At 71.4% G+C, this 20,174-nt stretch carries 13 protein-coding genes and 1 tRNA gene; 5 read left to right on the plus strand and 9 right to left on the minus strand.

The features are described from left to right. Window positions 1-9: 9 nt before the first annotated feature. On the minus strand, window positions 10-210 hold the full coding sequence (locus K6U06_RS09265; protein WP_262321637.1) for a hypothetical protein: 201 nt from the start codon (window positions 208-210) through the stop codon (window positions 10-12). Between the two features lie 84 nt (window positions 211-294). Between K6U06_RS09265 and K6U06_RS09270 the strand changes: the two genes are divergently transcribed. The 3 genes from K6U06_RS09270 (at window position 295) to K6U06_RS09280 (ending at window position 1,692) form a co-directional block, all read left to right on the plus strand. Then, window positions 295-368, plus strand: a tRNA-Val gene (locus tag K6U06_RS09270). Window positions 369-604: 236 nt separating this feature from the next. Next, on the plus strand, window positions 605-850 hold the full coding sequence (locus K6U06_RS09275; protein ID WP_262321638.1) for a hypothetical protein: 246 nt from the start codon (window positions 605-607) through the stop codon (window positions 848-850). Window positions 851-1,245: 395 nt separating this feature from the next. Further along, window positions 1,246-1,692: a hypothetical protein gene (locus K6U06_RS09280; protein ID WP_262321639.1), complete on the plus strand. Its 447-nt coding sequence runs from the start codon at window positions 1,246-1,248 to the stop codon at window positions 1,690-1,692. A gap of 47 nt (window positions 1,693-1,739) precedes the next feature. Here the strand turns inward: K6U06_RS09280 and K6U06_RS09285 are convergent, their stop codons facing one another. The 5 genes from K6U06_RS09285 to K6U06_RS09305 form a co-directional block, all read right to left on the minus strand. Beyond that, the gene (locus tag K6U06_RS09285) at window positions 1,740-2,744 is read right to left on the minus strand and encodes a hypothetical protein (protein WP_262321640.1); all 1,005 of its coding nucleotides are present in this window, start codon (window positions 2,742-2,744) and stop codon (window positions 1,740-1,742) included. Between the two features lie 114 nt (window positions 2,745-2,858). Beyond that, window positions 2,859-3,785 carry a hypothetical protein gene (locus tag K6U06_RS09290; protein WP_262321641.1) on the minus strand — a complete coding sequence of 309 codons (927 nt, stop codon included), beginning with the start codon at window positions 3,783-3,785 and terminating at the stop codon, window positions 2,859-2,861. Further along, a complete protein-coding gene (gene aspS / locus K6U06_RS09295; RefSeq protein ID WP_262321642.1) occupies window positions 3,782-5,596 on the minus strand; it encodes an aspartate--tRNA ligase in 1,815 nt (604 codons plus the stop codon). Before aspS ends, K6U06_RS09290 begins: the two co-directional genes overlap by 4 nt. Window positions 5,597-5,672: 76 nt before the next feature. Further along, window positions 5,673-7,904 (minus strand): LPXTG cell wall anchor domain-containing protein, encoded by a 2,232-nt coding sequence (locus K6U06_RS09300; protein WP_262321643.1) that lies wholly within the window; start codon window positions 7,902-7,904, stop codon window positions 5,673-5,675. A gap of 273 nt (window positions 7,905-8,177) precedes the next feature. Further along, complete coding sequence (locus tag K6U06_RS09305) at window positions 8,178-8,843, minus strand: YceH family protein (protein ID WP_262321644.1); 666 nt, start codon at window positions 8,841-8,843, stop codon at window positions 8,178-8,180. A 138-nt stretch (window positions 8,844-8,981) separates the two neighbouring features. Between K6U06_RS09305 and acnA the strand changes: the two genes are divergently transcribed. After that, window positions 8,982-11,699, plus strand: coding sequence for an aconitate hydratase AcnA (gene acnA, locus K6U06_RS09310; RefSeq protein ID WP_262321645.1), 2,718 nt, complete (start codon window positions 8,982-8,984; stop codon window positions 11,697-11,699). Window positions 11,700-11,853: 154 nt separating this feature from the next. On the opposite strand, the gene K6U06_RS09315 is transcribed toward acnA, so the two are convergent. Then, window positions 11,854-12,768 (minus strand): LysR family transcriptional regulator, encoded by a 915-nt coding sequence (locus K6U06_RS09315; RefSeq protein ID WP_262321646.1) that lies wholly within the window; start codon window positions 12,766-12,768, stop codon window positions 11,854-11,856. Between the two features lie 93 nt (window positions 12,769-12,861). Here K6U06_RS09315 and K6U06_RS09320 point away from each other — a divergent pair, with 93 nt between their 5' ends. Then, window positions 12,862-14,274, plus strand: coding sequence for an HAD-IB family hydrolase (locus tag K6U06_RS09320; RefSeq protein WP_262321647.1), 1,413 nt, complete (start codon window positions 12,862-12,864; stop codon window positions 14,272-14,274). 501 nt (window positions 14,275-14,775) lie between these two features. Here the strand turns inward: K6U06_RS09320 and K6U06_RS09325 are convergent. After that, window positions 14,776-19,341 (minus strand): glutamate synthase-related protein, encoded by a 4,566-nt coding sequence (locus tag K6U06_RS09325; RefSeq protein WP_262321648.1) that lies wholly within the window; start codon window positions 19,339-19,341, stop codon window positions 14,776-14,778. A 173-nt stretch (window positions 19,342-19,514) separates the two neighbouring features. Further along, window positions 19,515-20,165: a hypothetical protein gene (locus K6U06_RS09330; protein WP_262321649.1), complete on the minus strand. Its 651-nt coding sequence runs from the start codon at window positions 20,163-20,165 to the stop codon at window positions 19,515-19,517. Window positions 20,166-20,174 lie beyond the last annotated feature (9 nt).

Raw genomic sequence — 20,174 nt, forward strand, 5'->3', positions numbered from 1 at the left:
AGACCGGCGTTAAGGCAACTCGCCCTCGCCCTTCACATTGGCGCCGCGCTCGTATGCGGCCTTCTCGGTACTGGCCACGGAGGGATCGACCTTGTGGCCGTCAGCCGCGGCGGCGTCTGCGTCGGCCACGGCTCCGGCACCGGCCGGCTTGGTGGCCTCCTTGGCCTCCTCTGCTTGGGTGGCCTCGCTGGGGGTGGTGTGGTCTGCCATGCTTGGCATGTACCCGCGGCCCGGCGCAGTCATGCCTCCGCCGGATCGCCGGTGACGCCGTGGTATGGTCTTCCGCCGTATCTCGGGCGTATAGCTCAGTTGGTTAGAGCGCATGCATGACGCGCATGAGGTCGGGGGTTCGATTCCCTCTACGCCCACCCCGCTCCGCTCCGCCGCACCGTCTCCAAGCGGGCGGCTAGCCCGCCGAGCGCATGTCTCGAGGTCGCAGGTGTTCCCGGTCGGTCCGGGCCCAGCAGCGGCCGGGCGTGCGGTGAGAGCGCGGACTCGACGTGGTGGGGGCTCGGTCCCCTACGATCGCCAGCCCTGGGCTGGGGGAAGCACGGCGGGCCTCGTCGGCCACGCGGACACGTTCGACTCCGGTCGATTGCTGGCGATGTTCGATGCCGTGGTCGGCGCTGGCGTGGAAGGGCAGCTCGATGCGCTGTTCGGGGACGAGTTCACTCCGCCCGTGGCCGCGGAGGCGATCGCCGCCGCGCTGGTCGACAAGGCGGAGAAAGACGCGGCGGGGAGGCCTGACCCAGAGCTGTGTCGGGTGGTCCTCGAGAGACTGGCCACCTTCGGCGTCACCAACCCGCGGCGCCTGGGGGACGGCTCGTTCGGGCCTTGGGCGTCCTCCTGAGGGACGCGGGAGGCGCAGCCCCCGCCCGGGGGCGGCGCCCCTTGCCCGGGAAGGCGCCTTCCCGGCGACCGCAATCATGCTGGCCATCGCAGTTGCGATCGCCTGAAGGCGGGCGGTGCAAAGCTCGCGCGGAGCACTGCATTGCTTCCTCGGGGGCAACGGTACAGGCACGGACAAAAGCAGCTGGCAACGGTGCGGATCCACTTTGTCCCGGTCAATGGCCCGGCGCCTAACGGCGTGTCGGCAGCTGTGTTCGCGCCCGGTCGCGGTCGGCGATGGCTACCGCCTCGAGCGCTGCGCTGGTCGGGTAGCGGAAAGTAGCCCGTTCCCGGGCGCATTGGTCAGCCCCGAAGTGTCACCGCGGTTGTGAACTGAAGCGCTAAACTCTCGTCCTCGTGCCGAAGAAAATTGCTGCGAAGAAGGCCGCTGTGCCGGCCAAAAAAGGGATGACCGACGCTCACAAGGCGGCGCTGGCGGTTGGCCGGGATGAAGGCCGTGCGGTCCGGCGGTACCTCGAGGCTCTGGAGGCGCACCGTCCGCGCCCGGGTCGCAAGCGCACTATTGACACGGTTCAGCGTCAGCTGACCGAGACGCTGCGGCAATTGGAGAAGAGCACGGCGCTAGATCGCGTGCATCTCCTCCAGCGACGGTTGGATCTGGAGCAGGAGCTGGGCCGGATGCAGCAGCAGAGCGACGTCAATCTGGACGAGCTCGAGAAGTCATTCATCGAGGCGTTGCCCGGATATTCGGAGCGCAAGCACATCAGCTACGCGGCATGGCGTGAGGTAGGCGTGCCGGCGCGTGTCCTGCGCGCCGCCGGCATTAGCCGCTCGGCCTCCTAGCAACTCGGCACTCCCGACGCTGCCATCTTGGCGGCAATGGCGGGACATCACCGGGCCAGCGGCGGGCGTCGTCTGCAGCGTGCACGCGGCGGGGGAGCGCAATCCTCCGGGTCATCCCAGCCGACGGCGTCCGACAGCAGTCGGTCCAACGCCGGGTGGTCGCGCTCCACCAGCGATCTAAACCCGAGGTCGATGATCCGCTCCGCGTCACCGACCTCTTCGGCGATCCAGCGGCTGAACATCCCGTCGTCCATCCATTCGGCCAGCTCCGCGGTGACGTCTCCAATGCCGACTCGACGCTCGACGCAGCGGCGGCGTAGCTCACCCCAGTCCCACCCCTGGTGAGCGCTGGCGATCAACGCGGCCCACGGGTCGCCGGGCCGACGTCGTTGCTGCAAGCGGCCGGCAACGGAGCGGTCCGTGGAAGGGCCGGCACCGCGATCTCTCAGCGACACGACCGGGTGGAAGGCGACGGCGTCGGACCATTCGAGGCAAGCGCCGCGGCGGCGAGCCTCTCGCGACACCGCCGCCAACCACACCAGCGCCAGTACCGCGGGCAGATGGTCCTCTGCTGGCGCGGTCTCGAGACCGAGACAGCGCCGGAGAATGTCGAGGACCCGGCCCTCCTGGGGCGCCTCGTAACGCACCTCGCCGAGCGCCTGCACTGCGGCGACGCTCGTCGAGGGCCCAGAGCCCGGCCGAGAGCCCACCCCGGCGTCGGGGCCGGCGCTCGATCTCGCCCCGGGCGGCTCGCCCGGCGCAAGGAAGCGAACCCGTCCGGCCGCCGCGCCCCGCCGGTCGACGACGCAGGCCACCTGGCAACGCGCCCCGCGGTCGGCCTCGTCGTCGAGGACTCTGGCGGTCCCGCCCGCCACCATCCCAATCGCCCACACCTCGGCCGGGGCTCGCCACCCGAGCATGCCTCCCGGCCCGGGCTGGAGAACAAAACCGTCGACGCCGCCGTCGGCACGGTCGAACACCGTCCAGACCGGCCGCTCGTCGACCCCCACCGCTTCGCACAGCGCGTCGACTGCGTCTTGCACATCGAACATCGAACCCTCCGCTCCTCGTGTCATGAGGGGGAGGTCCGATACCCCGAGGTCGACCGAGGACTCCTCGGCCCGGGACCGCTTCTTACGCTACCCGGCGGGTGTGACCGCGGTTCCTCAGTGAGCCGGGATGCTGAGCCGGGCCCGGAGACGGCCCTGCGGATCCCGGTCCAGCTCGATTCGGCCGTCGACGGGCGCCAGCGCGGCCAGCACGTCGCTGGTCTCGTCGGCCACCGAGTCCGGTCCGTCGAACCCCTCGCACACCAGAACCCCTAGAAGACGGTCCTCCCACTGGTGCACGTAGAGGTCGTAGGCCTGGCAGTGCCGGCTCAGCACTGCGAGCAGGGCCTGCACCGACCGCAGGAGCAGTTCTGCGTCTCCCGGAGCTGGCTCGGCATCGAGTACGACCCTGAGCGTCCCCGGCGTCCCGGCCTCCTCCCGGAGGCGACCGACCTCGTCTTCGAGCCCGGCGGTGAGCCCGTCTGGAGGGTTCCTCGGAGGGGCCGTCGAGAGAGCCTCGGCGAAGCGGCGAGCCCGAGCCTGCTCGAGGGCGGTCAAAGCCCACAGCGACTCGAGCACCCGGGCCGGGTCCGACGGGGTTAGAGACCCGTCGCCCTCCCGGGCAGCCGCACGGCTCCCGGGGTCGTCCGCGCCGGCTCCCGGTCCGTGGTCGGGCGCCGGAGCGGCGCCTACCTCAGCGGCGGTTTGCAGCTCGCTCCCCGGCGTCCCTGCGCTGTCCCAGGATCGGCCTTCCCAGGCGCCGACCCCCGAGGCCGCGTCTACCCCCGGTGCCGCGCCCATCGCCGCCGCGCCGATCGCCGGGGGCGGGGTGACTTCGTCGGCGGCGGCCTGGGCCGCAACCAGGGTTTCCAAGCGACGCTCCGCGTCGACTCGTTGCTCCTCCCGCCGGGCCAGCGCGGCCCGAGCCTGCTCCAGCTGGCGGCCCAGCGTCCTGACTCGGGCCCGGGTGGCGCGCTGGTCGCGCAACACGAAAGCGACCGTCGCGACCGCCAGCACGGCGACGACGATGGTCACGACGATCATGTCGGTTTGGGTGGCGGCACCACGCGCAGGTGCAGCTCGTTCAGCTGGCCGTCGTCGACCGGGCTCGGGGCTCCCATCAGCAGGTCCCGGGCCGTCTGGTTGAGCGGGAAGGCGATGACCTCCCGCAGGTTGGCCTGGTCCTCGAGCATCATCAGGATCCGGTCGAAGCCTGGCGCGATGCCGGCGTGGGGCGGCGGACCGTAATGGAACGCGTTCCAAAGGGCCGGGAACGACGTGCGGATGCGCTCCGCGTCGTATCCGGCGATGGCGAACGCGGCCTCCATGATGTCGGGGCGATGGTTACGGACGGCGCCCGATGACAGCTCGAGCCCGTTGCAGACCAGGTCGTACTGGTAGGCCAGGATGTCGCCGGGATCCTTGTCCCGCAGGGCGTCCAGGCCTCCCTGGGGCATCGAGAACGGGTTGTGGGAGAACTCCCAGGCCCCCGACTCGGCGTTGCGCTCGAACATCGGGAAGTCCACCACCCAGGCGAACGCCAGCGCTTGCGGGTCGGCCAGCCCCAGCTCCCGGCCCAGCTCGCTGCGCACCCCGCCGAGGGCGCTGCTGGCCGCGACGCGGGGGCCGACGGTGGTCAAAACGGCGTCACCGGGCTGCGCGCCGACCGACTCGGCGAGGGTCGCCAGCTCTGCTTCGGTCAGCTTTCGAGAAAGGGGGCCCTTGGCGCCGTCTGGGTCGAGCTGCAACCAGCTCCCGATGACCCCGAGGCGCTTGGCTGCGTCCGCGAACCCGTCGAACCACTTCCGGGACCGGCCAGCGCCCTGGGGTGCGAGCAGGGCGCGGATGCGGTGCCCCTTGGCCGGGGCGTCGGTGAACATCGGCAACTCGGTCCGGCCGCCCAGTTCGCCGGTCACGTCGGCGATCTCCAACCCGAAACGGAGATCCGGCTTGTCGGTGCCGTAACGGTCCACCGCGTCGGCGTAGGCCAGGTGGGGGAACGGCGTGCTCGTCGTCTTGCTCGACAATTCGTGCACCACGCGGGACATGAGCAGCTCCACCTCTTCGAAGACGTCCTCCTGGGTCGCGAACGCCATCTCGAGGTCGATCTGGTAGAACTCGCCGGGGCTGCGATCGGCGCGCGACGCCTCGTCGCGAAAGCACGGAGCGATCTGGAAGTAGCGGTCCACGCCCCCCACCATCAGCAGCTGCTTGAACTGCTGTGGCGCCTGCGGCAGGGCGTAGAACTCGCCGGGGTAGAGCCGGCTCGGGACCAGGAAGTCGCGAGCGCCCTCCGGAGACGACGCGGTGAGGATCGGGGTCTGCACCTCGAGGAAGCCCCGCTCGGCCATGTGGGTCCGCACCAGCTGCGCGAAGCGGGCCCGCTTGGCCAGCCGCTCGACGACCGGTCCTCGCCGCATGTCGAGATACCGGTAGCGCAGGCGGGCCTCCTCGCCGGCCTCCTTGTCGCCCTCCACCTGGAAGGGCAGAACGTCGGCGGTCGACAGCACCTCGAGGGACTCGACGCTGACCTCGACACCGCCGGTGGCCAGCCGCGGGTTGACCGTCTCCTCGGAGCGGGCGACCACCGTGCCGACCACCGAGATCACGCTCTCCACTCGCAGGCCGCTCAGCGTGTCGAAGCTCTCGAAGTCGGGATGGGTCACCAGCTGCACCACGCCGGCCTCGGCGGTCCCCCCGGCGTCGCGCAGATCCACGAACAGCAGGCCTCCGTGGTCGCGCTTGGCTGCGATCCACCCGGCGAGACGGACCGTCCTCCCGACGTCCCCTGGGCGCAGCGCGCCGGCCCTGGTGTCGCGGTAGCGGTTGACGGCGAGTGGTCTGGTGTCCTCCATAGCGTCCGTGAGGCTATCCGCCGACGCGCCGCGGCCCGCCGGGAGACCGGCGGGCCGCAGCGGCACTAGCGACTGCTCAGCTGGCGCTGCGCCGGCTGCGGCGGACCAACGCCAGCGCCCCGCCGCCGAGACCGAGGATCAGCAGACCACCGAGCGGCTGCCACAGACCGCCGGTGCCCCCGGTGTGAGGCAGCGGCCCCTGCGGGGCGGCGCCCGCCGCGGTCGCCAGGTCCACCGCGTTGACCGCCGGCTGGGTCAGCGTGTAGCTGCCGGTGAGGGCGTTGCCGTTGACGCCTCCCAGGTTGGCGATGCCGGTCACGCCGCCGTTGCAGCCCGAGGCGGTCCCCGTGGCGTTGACGACGTCTTGGATGACCCCGGCCGGCGAGGTGGCCGGCGTGTTGACGGTGATGGTCAAGGTGATCGGCGGGTTGGGAGCGGCCCCTACCGGCGCCACGTTGTAGTTGAGTCCGTTCCAGGTGATCGTCGCCTGGTTGGGCGACGTCTGGTTGACGGTGCCGCCGTTGGACACGCCGACGACGTTGAAGGTCGGGGAGCCTTGAGCGTCACCGATGACGTCGGTGGCGGTCACGTTGGTCAGGCTGCAAGAAAGGTCGGCCAGCTTGGCCGGGTCGGGCACCTGGATGGTGTAGGTGAAGGTGTTACCGGCTGTCACGCTGGTCGGGTTGGCCGACTTGACGACCGGGATGTTGCAGGTGATCGGCGCCGACAGAGCGGAGGAGGCTTCGAGGTGCCCGACGTTCACGTCCGCGATGTTGAGGACGCCGCTGGTCAAGGCGCTGGTGGGCAGCAGGCTGGAGAGCGACCCGAGGGAGCCGCCGAGGAGGCTCGTCAGGCTTCCCAGGGAACCGGTGTTGGAGACGTTGATGCCGAGGTGGACCCGGGCCAGGTCGAACGCACCGGAAGCGGCGGTGCCGCCGGACTGCACGGGGGGCGTGACCGGGCTGTTGGTCGGGCTGGAGTTGATGGCCCGCACCGGCGTGCCGATCGCCAAGTAGCCGAGCGACAGGTCGGGAAGCGTCGACGCGGCCGAGGCGAGCGGGCTGGTGGCCGAGCCGATCGCGCTCAGCACCGGGCCGAGCAGGCTGCCGAGGGCGCTCCCGACCACCGGGATGGACGACAGGTTGGCGCTGCTGCCGAGTTGGGTCAGCGCCGAGGGGAGCTTGGCCAGGTCCAGCGGGATGACGATCCCGCCCTTGCCGACGATGTCGTTGAGCGATGTCGGAGGGATGATGTCGGTCGCCGGCATCCCGGTCGCTTGGAGCTGGACGTGGATGATGGCGTTGTTGGACAGGGTGACCGCTGCCCCGGAGCCTTCGCCGGTGGTCTTCGCCGAGAGGGTGAGGGGGTCGCTGGGGCTGGTGCCGGTGACGGTGATGATCAGCTGCGCGGCGCCGAACAGGTTGATGGTGACCGGGGCGATGGTCTCGCGGGCCTGGGTGGTGACGCCGTAGGTGCCGTCGCCGTTTGCGGAGAGGAACGTCTCCGAGTCGGTCTGGGCGACCGACGTGCCCGACCCCGACGTCGACACCAGGGGACCGCTGGTGGACAGCCCGCTGGTGCCCGTCGGAAGGGCCCCGGTCAGCGTGGACAGGAGGCTGGTCAGCGACGAGATGCCCGGGAGGTTCAACGACCCGAGCCCCGGTAGCCCGCCGGCGCCCGGCGTGCTCGGCAAGACCGCGGCGTTGGCCGCGTCGCCCAGCCCGAACGACAGCGGCTGGCCCAACGGGCAGCTGCTGGCGTCGTAGTAGGAGTCCGCCCTCCCGGTCAGAGCGGAGGCCGACACCAAGCCACCGAGGTTCAGCCCGTCGGCGCCGGTCAGGGAGTCGGTCACCGCCGGGCTGTTGGGGGCGGCGACGGACTCGGCGCGCCCGGAGAGCTTCAGCTGATTGCTCGAAGCGTTCGACGGCACCGCCAGGCCGGCCTCGAGGCCGGACCCGACGCCGTAAGCGTTGTTGGTCGCCGACTGGGCCGGCTGGATGAGCAGTCCGGTGCCGGCGCTGCCGGCGTCGTCGCCGGTGATGGGGGATGCCAGGCCGGCGGTGTTGACCGACGCCCCGCTGAACGCCTCCTCGAGGTCGGCGACGCTGGTACCGCCGGGGCCGTTGGTGACGCCAGGGAGCGGCACCGGGAGCGGCGACGACGGCAAGGTGGTCGACAAGGCGCCGGTGTGCAGCATGTCTCCCGCTGCATACCCGGCGAACTTGGCCTGGGAGAACGGCACCGCCCCGGGCACTGCTGCAGCCTTGACCGTGGCCGCCGAGCTGGCGGGGGCCGTGCCCGCGACCATCACAGCGAGCATCCCGCCCACGGACACGATCCCGATGGATCGACGTCCTCTTGCCTTCATTCCTTGCCCTCCAGCTGTTGGCTGATCACACCTGCGGTCACCGTCTCGACGTCGAGGAGCGAGCGGCCCCGTCAGGGCGACCGTCGGCGCGCTCTCAGTCAGAGGCAAGATTCGGCCCGCGAGCCCGCACATCCTCCTGCCTCGGCGGGGGAAGACTACGCGACCGGACAAACGGTGCAAGTGATCGGCCGCCGGAAGCAGGCAGCCGAACTCTCAGGAGAACTGCGAACGGAACTCTTGAAGCTCGCGCTGCAGGCCGGCGACGGTCTCGCTCAGCCCCGCCAGTTGCTGCTCGAGGGCTGCGATGCGCCCGGCGTGCTCCGACACCGCAGAGGGGCTCGACGAGCGGGTGCTCGCCGGCGGCGGGTCCGGGACGGCCAGGACCTCGCCGGCCAGCAAATGGGCCCAGCGCTCCTCGCGCTGGCCCGGCTGACGGCCGAGGCGGGTGACGTAGGGCGTCTCGTACCGGTTCTTCAGCCGGTGGAGAACGCCTTCCACGCCGCCCATCTCCTCCATGCCGGAGTAGCGCTCGGTGCGGGAGATGAGCTCGTTGACCGTTTGCGGGCCACGGAGGGCCAGTACCGCGAGCACAGCCAGCTCGCCTTTGGTCAAGCCCATCGTCTCGTCCATGACGTGGCGGTATTTGTCGGCCCGGTTACTCGGGCTGTGCACGACTCGGGCCAGCCCGAGCTGGCGGAGGCGGCCCAAGACCGGCTCCACGTCGGCCTGGCTCCACGACACCACCGGGTTCCGGTTGGATGCCTGGTTGATCCCGAGCAGCAGTGCGTTCATCGTCAGCGGGTACTGATCGGGGGTGGTCGCTTCCTTCTCGATCAGCACCCCGAGCACCCGCAGTTCTTCGGCGGTCAGGGCCTCCATGCCGGCCGAGTGTAGGAGGCGACGCTCCCGAGAGGCGCGCCGCTCCCGGCGCCCGGCTCCTTTTCCCCACCGTTCTGGCTCGGACCGGCATCGGCAGGCCAGACTGGGGCATGTAATCGCACCATCGATGGAGGATCTATGGCCAACAACAGCTTCGGGGCACGAGCCGACCTGACCGTCGGCGACCGGACGTACGAGATCCACCGCCTCGACGCCCTGGCCGACCGCTTCGACGTGGCCCGGCTGCCGTACTCGCTCAAGGTGCTCCTGGAGAACCTCCTGCGCAACGAGGACGGCGTGAGCGTCTCCGCGTCCGACATAGAGGCCATGGCCTCGTGGGACCCCGACGCCGAGCCCAGCCAGGAGATCGCTTTCGCTCCGGCGCGGATCTTGATGCAGGACTTCACCGGCGTCCCCGCGGTGGTCGACCTGGCCGCGATGCGCGACGCGATGAAGGCGATGGGCGGCGACCCGGCGGCGGTCAATCCGCAGATCCCCGCGGAGCTGGTGATCGACCACTCGATCATCGCCGACGTCTACGGCGTGCCCGACGCGTTCAAACAGAACGCCGAGCTGGAGTTCGCCCGCAACGAGGAGCGCTACCGCTTCTTGCGGTGGGGGCAGACGGCGTTCGACACCTTGAAGGTGGTACCGCCCAACACCGGTATCTGCCACCAGGTCAACCTCGAGTACCTGGCCCGAGTGGTGTTCACCAAAGACGCGGACCAGGCGTCGGGGCGCCAGGCGGTGCAGGCCTACCCCGACACGCTGCTCGGCACCGACAGCCACACGACCATGGTCAACGGGCTCGGCGTGCTCGGCTGGGGAGTCGGCGGCATCGAGGCCGAGGCGGCGATGCTCGGCCAACCGGTGTCGATGCTGATCCCCCGAGTGGTCGGCTTCAAGCTGAGCGGTCAGCTCCCGGAAGGCGCCACCGCCACCGACTTGGTCCTCACCGTCACCGAGATGCTGCGCAAGCACGGGGTGGTGGGCAAGTTCGTCGAGTTCTACGGGCAGGGCGTCGCCGGCGTGCCGCTGGCCAACCGGGCCACCATCGGCAACATGTCGCCGGAGTACGGATCGACCTGCGCCATCTTCCCGATCGACGACGAGACGCTCTCCTACATGCGCCTCACCGGACGCTCCGAGGAGCACATCGCCCTCGTCGAGGCGTACGCGAAGGAGCAGGGCATGTGGCACGATCCGTCCCGCGAGCCCGCCTACTCGGAGCGCCTGGAGCTGGACCTCTCCACGGTCGTCCCGAGCATCGCCGGTCCGGCCCGGCCCCAGGACCGGGTCCGCCTTGACGAGGCGGCCGCACAGTTCGGCCCCGCGCTGGCCAAGGTGCTCGGCGCTTCGGGCGGCGTGTCGCCCTCGGAGGGCGTCGCCAGCAACCCCACCCCGGTCGCCATCGACGACGGCTCCCGTTTCGACCTCGACCACGGCGCGGTGGTCATCGCCGCGATCACTTCCTGCACCAACACGTCCAACCCCGACGTCATGGTCGCCGCCGGTCTACTGGCCAAGAAGGCCGTCGAGAAGGGCCTGACCTCCAAGCCGTGGGTCAAGACCACCCTGGCCCCAGGGTCCAAGGTCGTCATGGACTACTACGAGAAGGCCGGGCTAACGCCCTACCTCGAGAAGCTCGGGTTCGCGCTGGTCGGCTTTGGCTGCACGACCTGCATCGGCAACAGCGGACCGCTGCTGCCGGCGATCTCCGCCGCGGTGAACGACGGCGACTTGGCCGTCGTGTCGGTGCTGTCCGGCAACCGCAACTTCGAGGGTCGGATCAACCCCGACGTGCGGATGAACTACCTGGCATCCCCTCCGCTGGTCGTGGCCTACGCACTGGCCGGATCGATGACCATGGACCTGGTCAACTCGCCGATCGGCACTGCATCGGACGGCTCCGACGTCTACCTGCGTGACATCTGGCCCTCCCCGGCCGAGGTGGCCGAGATCGTCGGGCGCAGCGTGCAGTCCTCGGGCTTCACGGCCTCCTACAACGACGTGTTCAGCGGTGACGAGCGCTGGCAGGGCCTCGACGTGCCCACCGGCGACTCCTACGAGTGGGACAGCCGCTCGACCTACGTGCGCAACCCCCCGTACTTCGAGGGGATGCCCGAGACGCCGGCCCCGCTGCGCGACGTCAAGGATGCTCGGGTGCTGGCCTGGCTCGGCGACAGCGTCACCACCGACCACATCTCGCCGGCGGGCAACATCCGCAAGGACGGCCCGGCTGGCCAGTGGCTGGTGGACGGCGGGGTCGAGCCGGGGGAGTTCAACTCCTACGGCAGCCGGCGCGGTAACCACGAGGTCATGATCCGCGGCACGTTCGCCAACATCCGCCTGCGCAACCAGCTGGCGGCGGGCACCGAGGGCGGCGTTACTCGCCACCTGCCTGACGGCGAGGTCATGTCGATCTACGACGCAGCCAAGCGCTACGCGAACGAGGGCGTGCCGCTGGTGGTCATCGCCGGCAAGGAGTACGGATCGGGTTCGTCGCGTGACTGGGCCGCGAAGGGCACCGCGCTGCTAGGCGTCAAGGCGGTCCTGGCCGAGAGCTTCGAGCGCATCCACCGCTCCAACCTGGTGGGGATGGGCATCCTGCCCCTGCAGTTCGAGGCCGGCACCTCCTGCGCGTCCCTGGGCCTCACCGGCGAAGAGGTCATCACCATCTCCGGTCTCGAGGGCATCGACGACGCCGCCCCGCTGCCGAAGAAGCTGTCGGTCACCGCCGGCGACAAGTCCTTCCACGTCGTCTTGCGCATCGACACCCCCAAGGAGGCGGAGTACTTCCGTCACGGCGGGATCTTGCAGTACGTCCTGCGACAGCTCAAGGCCCGCAGCAGCTGACCGACGCGGCCGGGACGACCGTCTGGTCGTCCCGGCCGCGACGGTTCGGCGGGTCTTTTGTTCAGCGGCGCGGCGGCTTTTTGGTCAGCGCGGAGGCGGGTTCTTTGGTCGGCGGGGGGCGGCTTTTTGATCGGCGCGTGGCGCCGCTTTTTGGTCAGCGCGGCGTCGGGGCGTGGAGGCCGTGGCGAGCGTCGAGGTTGGCGACCACCACCTCATCGAGGATGGCCAGCACGGCGCGGGCCGGGGCGCTGGCCCGGCCCCGCCGGCGCACGACCACGCCAACGCGCCGGCGGGGCAGCCCCCGCACCGACACCCGGGCGTAACCTTCGAGGACGTCGGAGGCACCTGACGCGGGCAGGACGGCCGGCCCGTACCCGCGCAGAGTCAACGACGCGATGAGGCGGACGCCGTCGAGTTCCGCCTGAGGCACGAGCGTCACCCCCTGCGCCCTCGTCGCCTCGTCGATCTCCGCCCGGAACGTCGAACCCGGCGCGGGCAGCAGCAGCGGCAGGCCGTCGAGATCCGTCAGGTCGATCTCCCCCCGCCTGGCCAGGGGATGGTCGGCGGCGACCACCAGCAGCAGGTCCTCCTCGAAAAGGGCCCGCTCGGTGAGGTCCGGGCTCGACTGAGGCAGGTTGACGATCGCCGCGTCGATCCCTCCGCTCACCAGCTGCGGCTCGAGCGTGCTCGATGTGCCGTCGCCGATCACCAACCGGACCCCGGGATGGTCAATCGCGGTGCGCTCCAGAAGCAGGGGCGCCAGCCATCGGGCGGTGGTGCCGATCATGCCTAGCCGGACGACACCGGTCAGCTCCGAGCGCATCGACGCCACGTCCGCGACGCAGGCGTCGATCTCCGCCGCGACCCTCCGGGCCCGCTCGACGACCGCGATCCCCTCGTCGGTGAGCCCCCCGCCGTGGCGGTCCACCAGCTGCACGCCGAGCTCGCGCTCCAGGCGGGCCACATGGGTGGAGATGTTGGATTGGACGGTGTGGAGAGAAGTGGCCGCGGCCGAGAAACTGCCGTGGTCGGCGATCGCCACGAGGGCCTGTAGCTGGCGCAGTTCCATCGTTCCCATGGATACCAGAGCGCAGTCGTTCTCCGTTGGCGATCGAGCTGTGGGGTGCGGCCGTACCGGACCATCTGCGCGATAGTGCATGTGATGGGAGCCCAGGCCGCCTTCTTCGACCTCGACCGGACCCTGCTTGGAGGGTCGAGCACCCCAGCGATCAACGAGGCCCTATTCGAGGTGGGCGTCTCCTCCCGGCGCAGCATCCCCGGCCAGGGCCTCATGATGGGCTTTTACAACCTGCTCGGCGAGACGGTCCCCTCTATGGTCCTGGCCCGGGCCGCCGCCCTCACGGCCCGCAACAAGCAGGTGGAGCACGTCCGCCAGGCCGCCGAGCTGGCCGCCGAGCGCCTCTCGCGCGACGTGCTGCCCTACGCCCGTTCCCTCATCGAGCTCCACAAAGCGGAGGGTCGCATGGTGGTCCTGGCCACCACAACCCCCGAGGTGCTGGTGACCCCGCTGGCCGAGCGGCTCGGCTTCGACGCCGTCGTGGCGACCAAGTGGGCCATCAGCGCCGACCGCCACGGCGTCGATCGCTTCACCGGCGGCGTCGACGGCGGGTTCGTGTGGTCGGTCGGCAAGCTCAAAGCGGCGCGTCAGTGGGCCGCCGCCAACTCGGTGGATCTGTCCACTTCGTGGGCCTACAGCGACAGCGTCTACGACATCCCGCTGATGGAGTCCGTCGGTCATCCCGTGGCGGTCAACCCCGACCTGCGCCTGCTGGCTGCGGCCACCCTCCAGCGCTGGCCGATCCTGCACCTCGACGCCCCAGCCGGCGTACCCAAGCTGCTCGGGGCCGAGCCCCTCGACCTGGTCAAGCTGCTGACCCCGAGGACGGCGTTTCCCTACGCCCGCTTCGATCTTGGCGGCCTGGAGCACATCCCGCGGCGCGGCCCAGCGATCGTGGTGGCCAACCACCGCAGCTACTTCGACGTGGTGGTCCTGGCCCGGACGGTCTTCGAAGCCGGTCGCCACCCCCGCGGCATGGCCAAAAAGGAGCTCTTCGACGCCCCGGTCATCGGCAGCCTTTTCCGGGCTGCGGGAGCCATCTGCGTCGACCGGGCCGCCGGCGCCGATCAGGCGTTCGAGGAGGCCGAGCAGGCCCTCCGGGCCGGTGAGCTGCTGATCGTGACCCCGCAGGGGACCATCCCGCGAGGCGAGGCGTTCTTCGACCCCAAGCTGCGAGGCAAGACCGGCGCCGCCCGACTCGCAGCCGCGACCGGCGCACCGGTCATCCCCCTCGGTCTTTGGGGTACCGAACACGTTTGGCCCCGCTCCTCCCGGCTCCCCAACGTCACCCAGGTCCTGCACCCGCCCACGGTTCGCGCCCGCGTCGGTCCGCCGGTGACCGGCCTCACCGGTGAGGACATGGTCGCCGACACCGAGACCATCATGTCGGCCATCGCTGCGCAGCTCCCGCCCGAGGCGGCCATTCCGCGGATCCCGACGGCAGAGGAGCTGGCTCGTACCATCCCCGCCAACGTGGATCCCGCCTCGGTCGAGTAGGCGGCGCCGGCGGCTGAGCTGCCCGGGCTGCTGGCAGCGGTCGGCCGCTGGGCTGCCGACGACGGGGGGTTGGTTCGGTGGTCTGGGGGCACCGGGCTGGGGTGGCGGCGGTCTCGGGGCACCGGGCTGGGGTGGCGGTGGTCTCGGGGCACCGGGCTGGGGTGGCGGTGGTCTCGGGGCACCGGGCTGGGGTGGCGGTGGTCTCGGGGCACCGTGCTCCTGGCAGGCAGCCAGGGGGCGCGGATGAAAGCCGCGACATACCTATGACTGGAACGGCAGGTCTGGCGCGGCAAACCCCGAAAAAAGCCGTGCAATCCGCGACACATGGGGGGCTGCGGCCCAAGGTCTGTCGCGGGAACCGTGGCGAGCCCTGGGGACCCCAGCGCCCCGCCACCAACGCCCCGCCACCAACGCCCCGCCACCAACGCCGCGCCAGGGCGTGCCAGGGCGTGCGAGGGCGCGGCCGGAGCGTGTGCCCGATCTCTCAGGTGGCCGGCGCCGTCAGTTGGCGGCGACGACCCGGGCGGACGCGGCCTCCTGGCGCCTGATGCGCCCCAGCGGGGCGACCAGCCACGACTGGGCGCGGGTGACGCCCCACGACGCCAGCAGCCGCGCCGCCTGGTCGGACCCGGTCCGTTGCAGGTGTTGCTCGATCAGCCAGCGCAACGTCTCCGCCGGCCCGTCCGCCAGCCTCACGGCTTCGACGAGCGACGGGTTCAGCCGGCCGGGGAGCGCGCCATCGGGGTCCCACACGTAGGCTTCGCCGCCGGTCATGCCGGCCCCGAGGTTCCGCCCGAGCGGCCCGAGGATCACCACCGTCCCGCCGGTCATGTACTCGCAGGCGTGGTCGCCGGCGCCCTCGACCACCGCCGTGGCCCCGGAGTTGCGGACACCGAACCTCTCTCCGGCGGACCCGGCGATGTAGAGGGCTCCGCCAGTCGCGCCGTAGAGGCAGGTGTTGCCGACTAGCACCGGGGTGCCGGTATCACCGGCCGGCGGCCGGATGGCGATCGAGCCGCCGGCCATCCCCTTGCCGACGCCGTCGTTGGCCTCGCCGGCGAGGTCCAGGTGCACGCCGGCGCCGAGGAACGCTCCGAAGCTCTGGCCGGCGGAACCGTCCAGATGGACTCGGACGTTGCCGTTGGCCGGACCGCTGCCGAACTCCAGGGCGAGGGCGCCTGAGAGCGCGGCGCCCACGGTGCGGTCCCGGTTGGTGATGGTGTAGTGCAGGTCGGCGTCGTCGCCGTCCCACACCGGCCGGTACCCGTCGGCCAGGAGGCGGTCGCCGAGGGTGTCCCTCGGGCGCTGCAGCGCCTGGCCGGCAACGAAGCGGCGGGGTGCGGTGGCATCAGCAGGCGGCACCAGGAGCGGACCGAGGTCGAGCGTGGCCGCCCGCTCCGCCAGGGAGGTGGCGCCACCGGGGGAACGACCCGCCCCAGCCGCCGGGCCGGTCTCGGCGCTCCCGGCAGACGGCCGCAGGCATTCGACCCGCCCGACGGCGTCGTCCACGCTGCGCAGCCCGAGACCGGCCAGTAGACGGCGGACGTCGTCGGCCACGAGCAGGAGGTAGGTGGCGACGCCTTCGGGGGTGCCGGCGAAGCGGGCCCGGAGGTGGGGCCGCTGGGTGGCAATGCCGGCGGTGCAGGTGTCTTTGTGGCAGGCCCGGAGCATGATGCAGCCCTCGGCGATCATCGCGGCGGTCCCAAACGAGAACTCGTCGGCTCCGAGCAGCGCGGCGATGAGGACGTCGCGCCCGGTCAGCAGCCCCCCGTCCACCCGGACCCGGACCCGGTCCCGGAGCCCGTTGGCGACCAGCGCCTCCTGGGTCTCGGCCAGCCCGAGTTCCCAGGGAAGGCCGGCGTGCTTGATCGACGACAGCGGCGAGGCGCCGGTGCCGCCGTCGGCGCCGCTGATCTGCACGACGTCGGCCAGCGCTTTGACCACGCCGGCGGCGATCGTGCCGACGCCGTGCTCGGCCACCAGCTTCACCGAGACGTCGGCGAAGGGGTTCACCTGCTTCAGGTCGAAGATCAGCTGCGCCAGGTCCTCGATGGAGTAGATGTCGTGGTGGGGGGGCGGCGAGATGAGAGTGACGCCGGGCTGGGTGTGGCGCAGCCGGGCGATCTCGTCGCTGACCTTGTGGCCCGGCAGCTGGCCGCCCTCGCCCGGCTTGGAGCCCTGCGCCATCTTGATCTGCAGTTCGTCGGCGTAGGCGCAGTACTCCGGGGTGACCCCGAATCGACCGGAGGCGATCTGCTTGATCCGGCTGTTGCGGTCACCGGAGAGTGACCCGCGGGTCTTGAACCGGGCCGGGTCTTCGCCCCCCTCACCGCAGTTCGAGCGGCCCCCGAGGAGGTTCATGGCCTCGGCCAGCGTCTGATGGGCTTCGGCCGACAGGGACCCGTGGCTCATCGCGCCGGTAGAGAAGCGCTGGACGATCGACGTGGCCGGCTCCACCTCCTCGAGCGGTACCGGCGCGCCGGCGGGCGTCAAGGTCAGCAGGTCGCGAAGGAACGTAGCGGGCCGGGAGTCGACCAGGCGGGAGAAGTCGTCGTAGAGCCGTGGGTCCGCGGAGGCGATCGCGCGCTGCAGCAGGTGGGCGGCGACCCCCGCCGCACCAGAGGCGCCGGCCGGCACCTCCCCTTCGGGGCGGACGGTCGCGGCGCCCGACACCGCCCGCAGCGCGTCGACGACCGCCTTGTTGTGGGAGTGGTGGTCGCCGCCCCGCTTCAGGTCCCGGTACCAGCCCGGGTTGGGCAGCGCCGGCGCGTCGGTGCCGTGCCAGTCGGCGGCCGCGTGGTTGGCCAGGATGTCGGCTCCGAGATGCTCCCAGCCGACGCCGCCCAGCACGCTGAGAGCTCCGGGGAAGCACCGGGCGACGACGTCGCCCGCGAGGCCCACGGCCTCGTGGAGCTGCGCGCCCCGGTAGGAGGCGACCGTCGCGATGCCCATCTTCGACAGGATCTTGAGCACCCCGTCCTCCAGCGCCGCGTAGAGCCGCTCCTGGGCGTCGGAGGCGTCGATGTCGCTGTCGTCGGCCGCGTCGGCTTCGGCGGCGACGGTTTCGAGGGCGAGGCGGGTGCAGACCGCATCGGCCCCGGCGCCGACCAGGCACGCCACCCCGTGGACGTCGCGGATGTCGTCGGCGACGCAGAGCAGGCTGGCGCCGGTCCGAAGTCCCGCGGCGCTCAGGTGCTGGTGGACGGCGCCGATGGCGAGCAGGGCCGGGACGGGCGCCCGGTCCGGACCGACGCCTCCGTTGTCGATCACGATCAGCGCGGCGCCGGCGGTAACCGCCTCCTCGGCGAGCGCGCCGAGGCCGGCCACCGCCCGGGCCAGCCCGGCGGGACCGTCCGCTGCCGGCCAGGTCGCGTCGAGGTGGACGGCTGGCCACGGGGCTCGCTCCGGGTCGGTGAGGTCGGCGATGCGCGACGGGAAGACCAGGAACGAGTCCAGCTCCACCAGCCTGCTCACAGCTGGGGACTCCTCCAGCAGCGGCCGGCGAGGGCCGATGGCGGTCCGGGTGCTCATCACCAGGCGCTCGCGGAGGTGGTCGATCGGCGGGTTGGTGACCTGGGCGAAGCGCTGGTGCAGGTAGTGGGCGATCGGGCGGGAGCGGGGGGAGAGGGGGGCCAGCGCGGTGTCGTCGCCCATGGCGAAGGTCGGTTCCTTGCCTTCGGAAGCCATGGGCTTGAGGACCATCCTCAGCTCCTCCACGGTGTAGCCGTGGGTGGTCTGCCGGCGGGCCAGCTCGGAGGGGCCGCCGGTGACCGGCAGCGGGGCCCCGCCGTCGACGGAGGCCAGGCCGTCGCGCACCCACTCGCCGTAGGGCGCGCCGGCAGCCAGCCTGGCTTTGCAGTCACCGTCGAGGAGCAGGCCGCGGGTGGGGTCGACGAACAGCATCTGGCCGGGGCCGAGCCGCCCTCGGGTCACCGCGCCCCGTCCCTTCAGGTCAAGCGCTCCGGCCTCGGAGCAGCACACGACCAGGCCGTCTTCGCAGAGCGCGTAGCGGAGGGGGCGCAGCCCGTTGCGGTCCAAGGCGGCACCGACGCCGACGCCGTCGGTGAAAACGATACCGGCCGGGCCGTCCCACGGCTCAGCCAGGCAGGAGTGGTAGCGGTAGAACGCCCGCAGCTCGGCGTCCATCCCCCGGTCGCCTTCCCACGCGGCGGGGACGAGCATGGCCACGGCGTGTCGGGAGTCGCGCCCGGCGCGCACCAGCAGCTCCAACGCGGCGTCGAGCATCCCGCTGTCGGAGTCGGTGTCCGACAGGACGGGGTGGTACAGGTCCTCCGGACCCAGCCCGGCCGAGTCCGTGCCGAGCACCGACCGGGCCTGCATGGCAGCCAGGTTGGCGGTGATCGCGTTGATCTCGCCGTTGTGACACGACATCCGGAACGGCTGCGCCCGCTCCCAGCTCGGAGCGGTGTTGGTCGAGAAACGCTGGTGGAACACTGCGAAGGAGGCCTCGACGGCCGGGTCGGCGAGATCCGGGTAGAAGCCGGCGAGCTCGTCGGCGGCCACCAGGGCCTTGTAGACGACTGTCCGCCACGAGCAGCTGACGACGTAGGTCCCCCCGAGGCGTGGGTCGACGGCGATCCGCCGCCGCAACCGGAACGCCCGCCGCTCGCACCCGCCGGCGTGGTCGAGGGGAGCGAGGACCGCCTGCCAGAGGGCCGGGCGGCCGTCCAGGGCGACCCGGCCGAGGAGCTTCTCCTCGACCGGCGGCTGACGCCACGCCTCGATCGTCACGCCTTCCTCGGCGGCGAGGCCCTCGATCTCGGCTCGGCCCAAAGCGCCGCGGACCATCAAGCTGAGTACCCCCCGCCCCGCCCCGAACACCGCCGGCGGGATCGCCAGCAGCAGTCCGCACCCGTCGGCGCTGCGCTCATCGGCGGCCATGGCACCACGGTGGCGGACCCCGGCCAGCCCCTCGAGGGCCGCGTCGACGATCCCTCTCGACGACCGGCCGTGGACGTCGGCGACGAAGCCGATGCCGCAGGCGTCTCGCTCCGACCACGGCCGGACCGACAGAGGGACGGGAACAGACCCGTTGGCGGAAGACACGACGACACTCCTCGGAGGGGATTGTGAGGAGCCGACTTCGCCATTGAAGCGCGCCCGGGGCCCGGGCCGGCTGACGCCGATGGTAGCTCCGGCACGGGCCGCGTCGCGCCGATCTGAGGGCCCTGATCCCCGCCGGCCCGAGGGCACGCCGGCAGGAAAGGCGCCCGGGCGGGCTAGCGGCCCGGCCCGGGCAGGTGCTCGCGGCCCTCGTCCACCGCGGGGCTGGTCCCGCCCGTAGGGGTGCCCCGGAGGTGCTGGTACCACGCCCTCACCGCCCTCAGCGGCGTGGCCCGGTCGTACCACTTCGGTACCGGGCTCGGGTGGGTGGTGCTGGTGAGGCGGACCTGGCGGGCGGAGGGGAGGTCGCGCTCTTCGAGCGGTCCGAGGACCCGCTCCGCGGCGGGCAGCAGATCCCGCAGCTCGTCGTCGTGCTCCGCGTCGAAGTACCGGCCCAGCTCGGCGACCGCTTCGTCGACCTCGGGGAAGTTGAGGCTGATCGCCTGACGGCCCCGCACCTTCTTGTCCAAGCGGTCCATGGCCTCGCGCCGGGCGATGCCGTCACCGTCGAGCCGGTCCGCCAGCTGGTCTTCGCCTTTGGCCCGGAGGGCCTCGGTGACCGCGTTCTTCGCCGATTCACGCACGGCCATGTGCTGCAGGAGCAGCTTCACCGCGGAGCCCCGGGCCCATCGGGTGTCTACGTCGTCGCCCTCCTCCAGGCGCGCAGTCGCCGAGCGCCACTTGTCGAGCAGGTCGACGACGATGCCGTCTTGGACCGGGATGGTCTCGAGGGCGTCGTCAGGTTCGGCCGATGACGGGATGCTCATACCCTCAGT

This window comes from Acidiferrimicrobium sp. IK (genome assembly GCF_025499425.1).
In the GTDB taxonomy this organism is placed as follows: domain Bacteria; phylum Actinomycetota; class Acidimicrobiia; order Acidimicrobiales; family Palsa-688; genus Acidiferrimicrobium.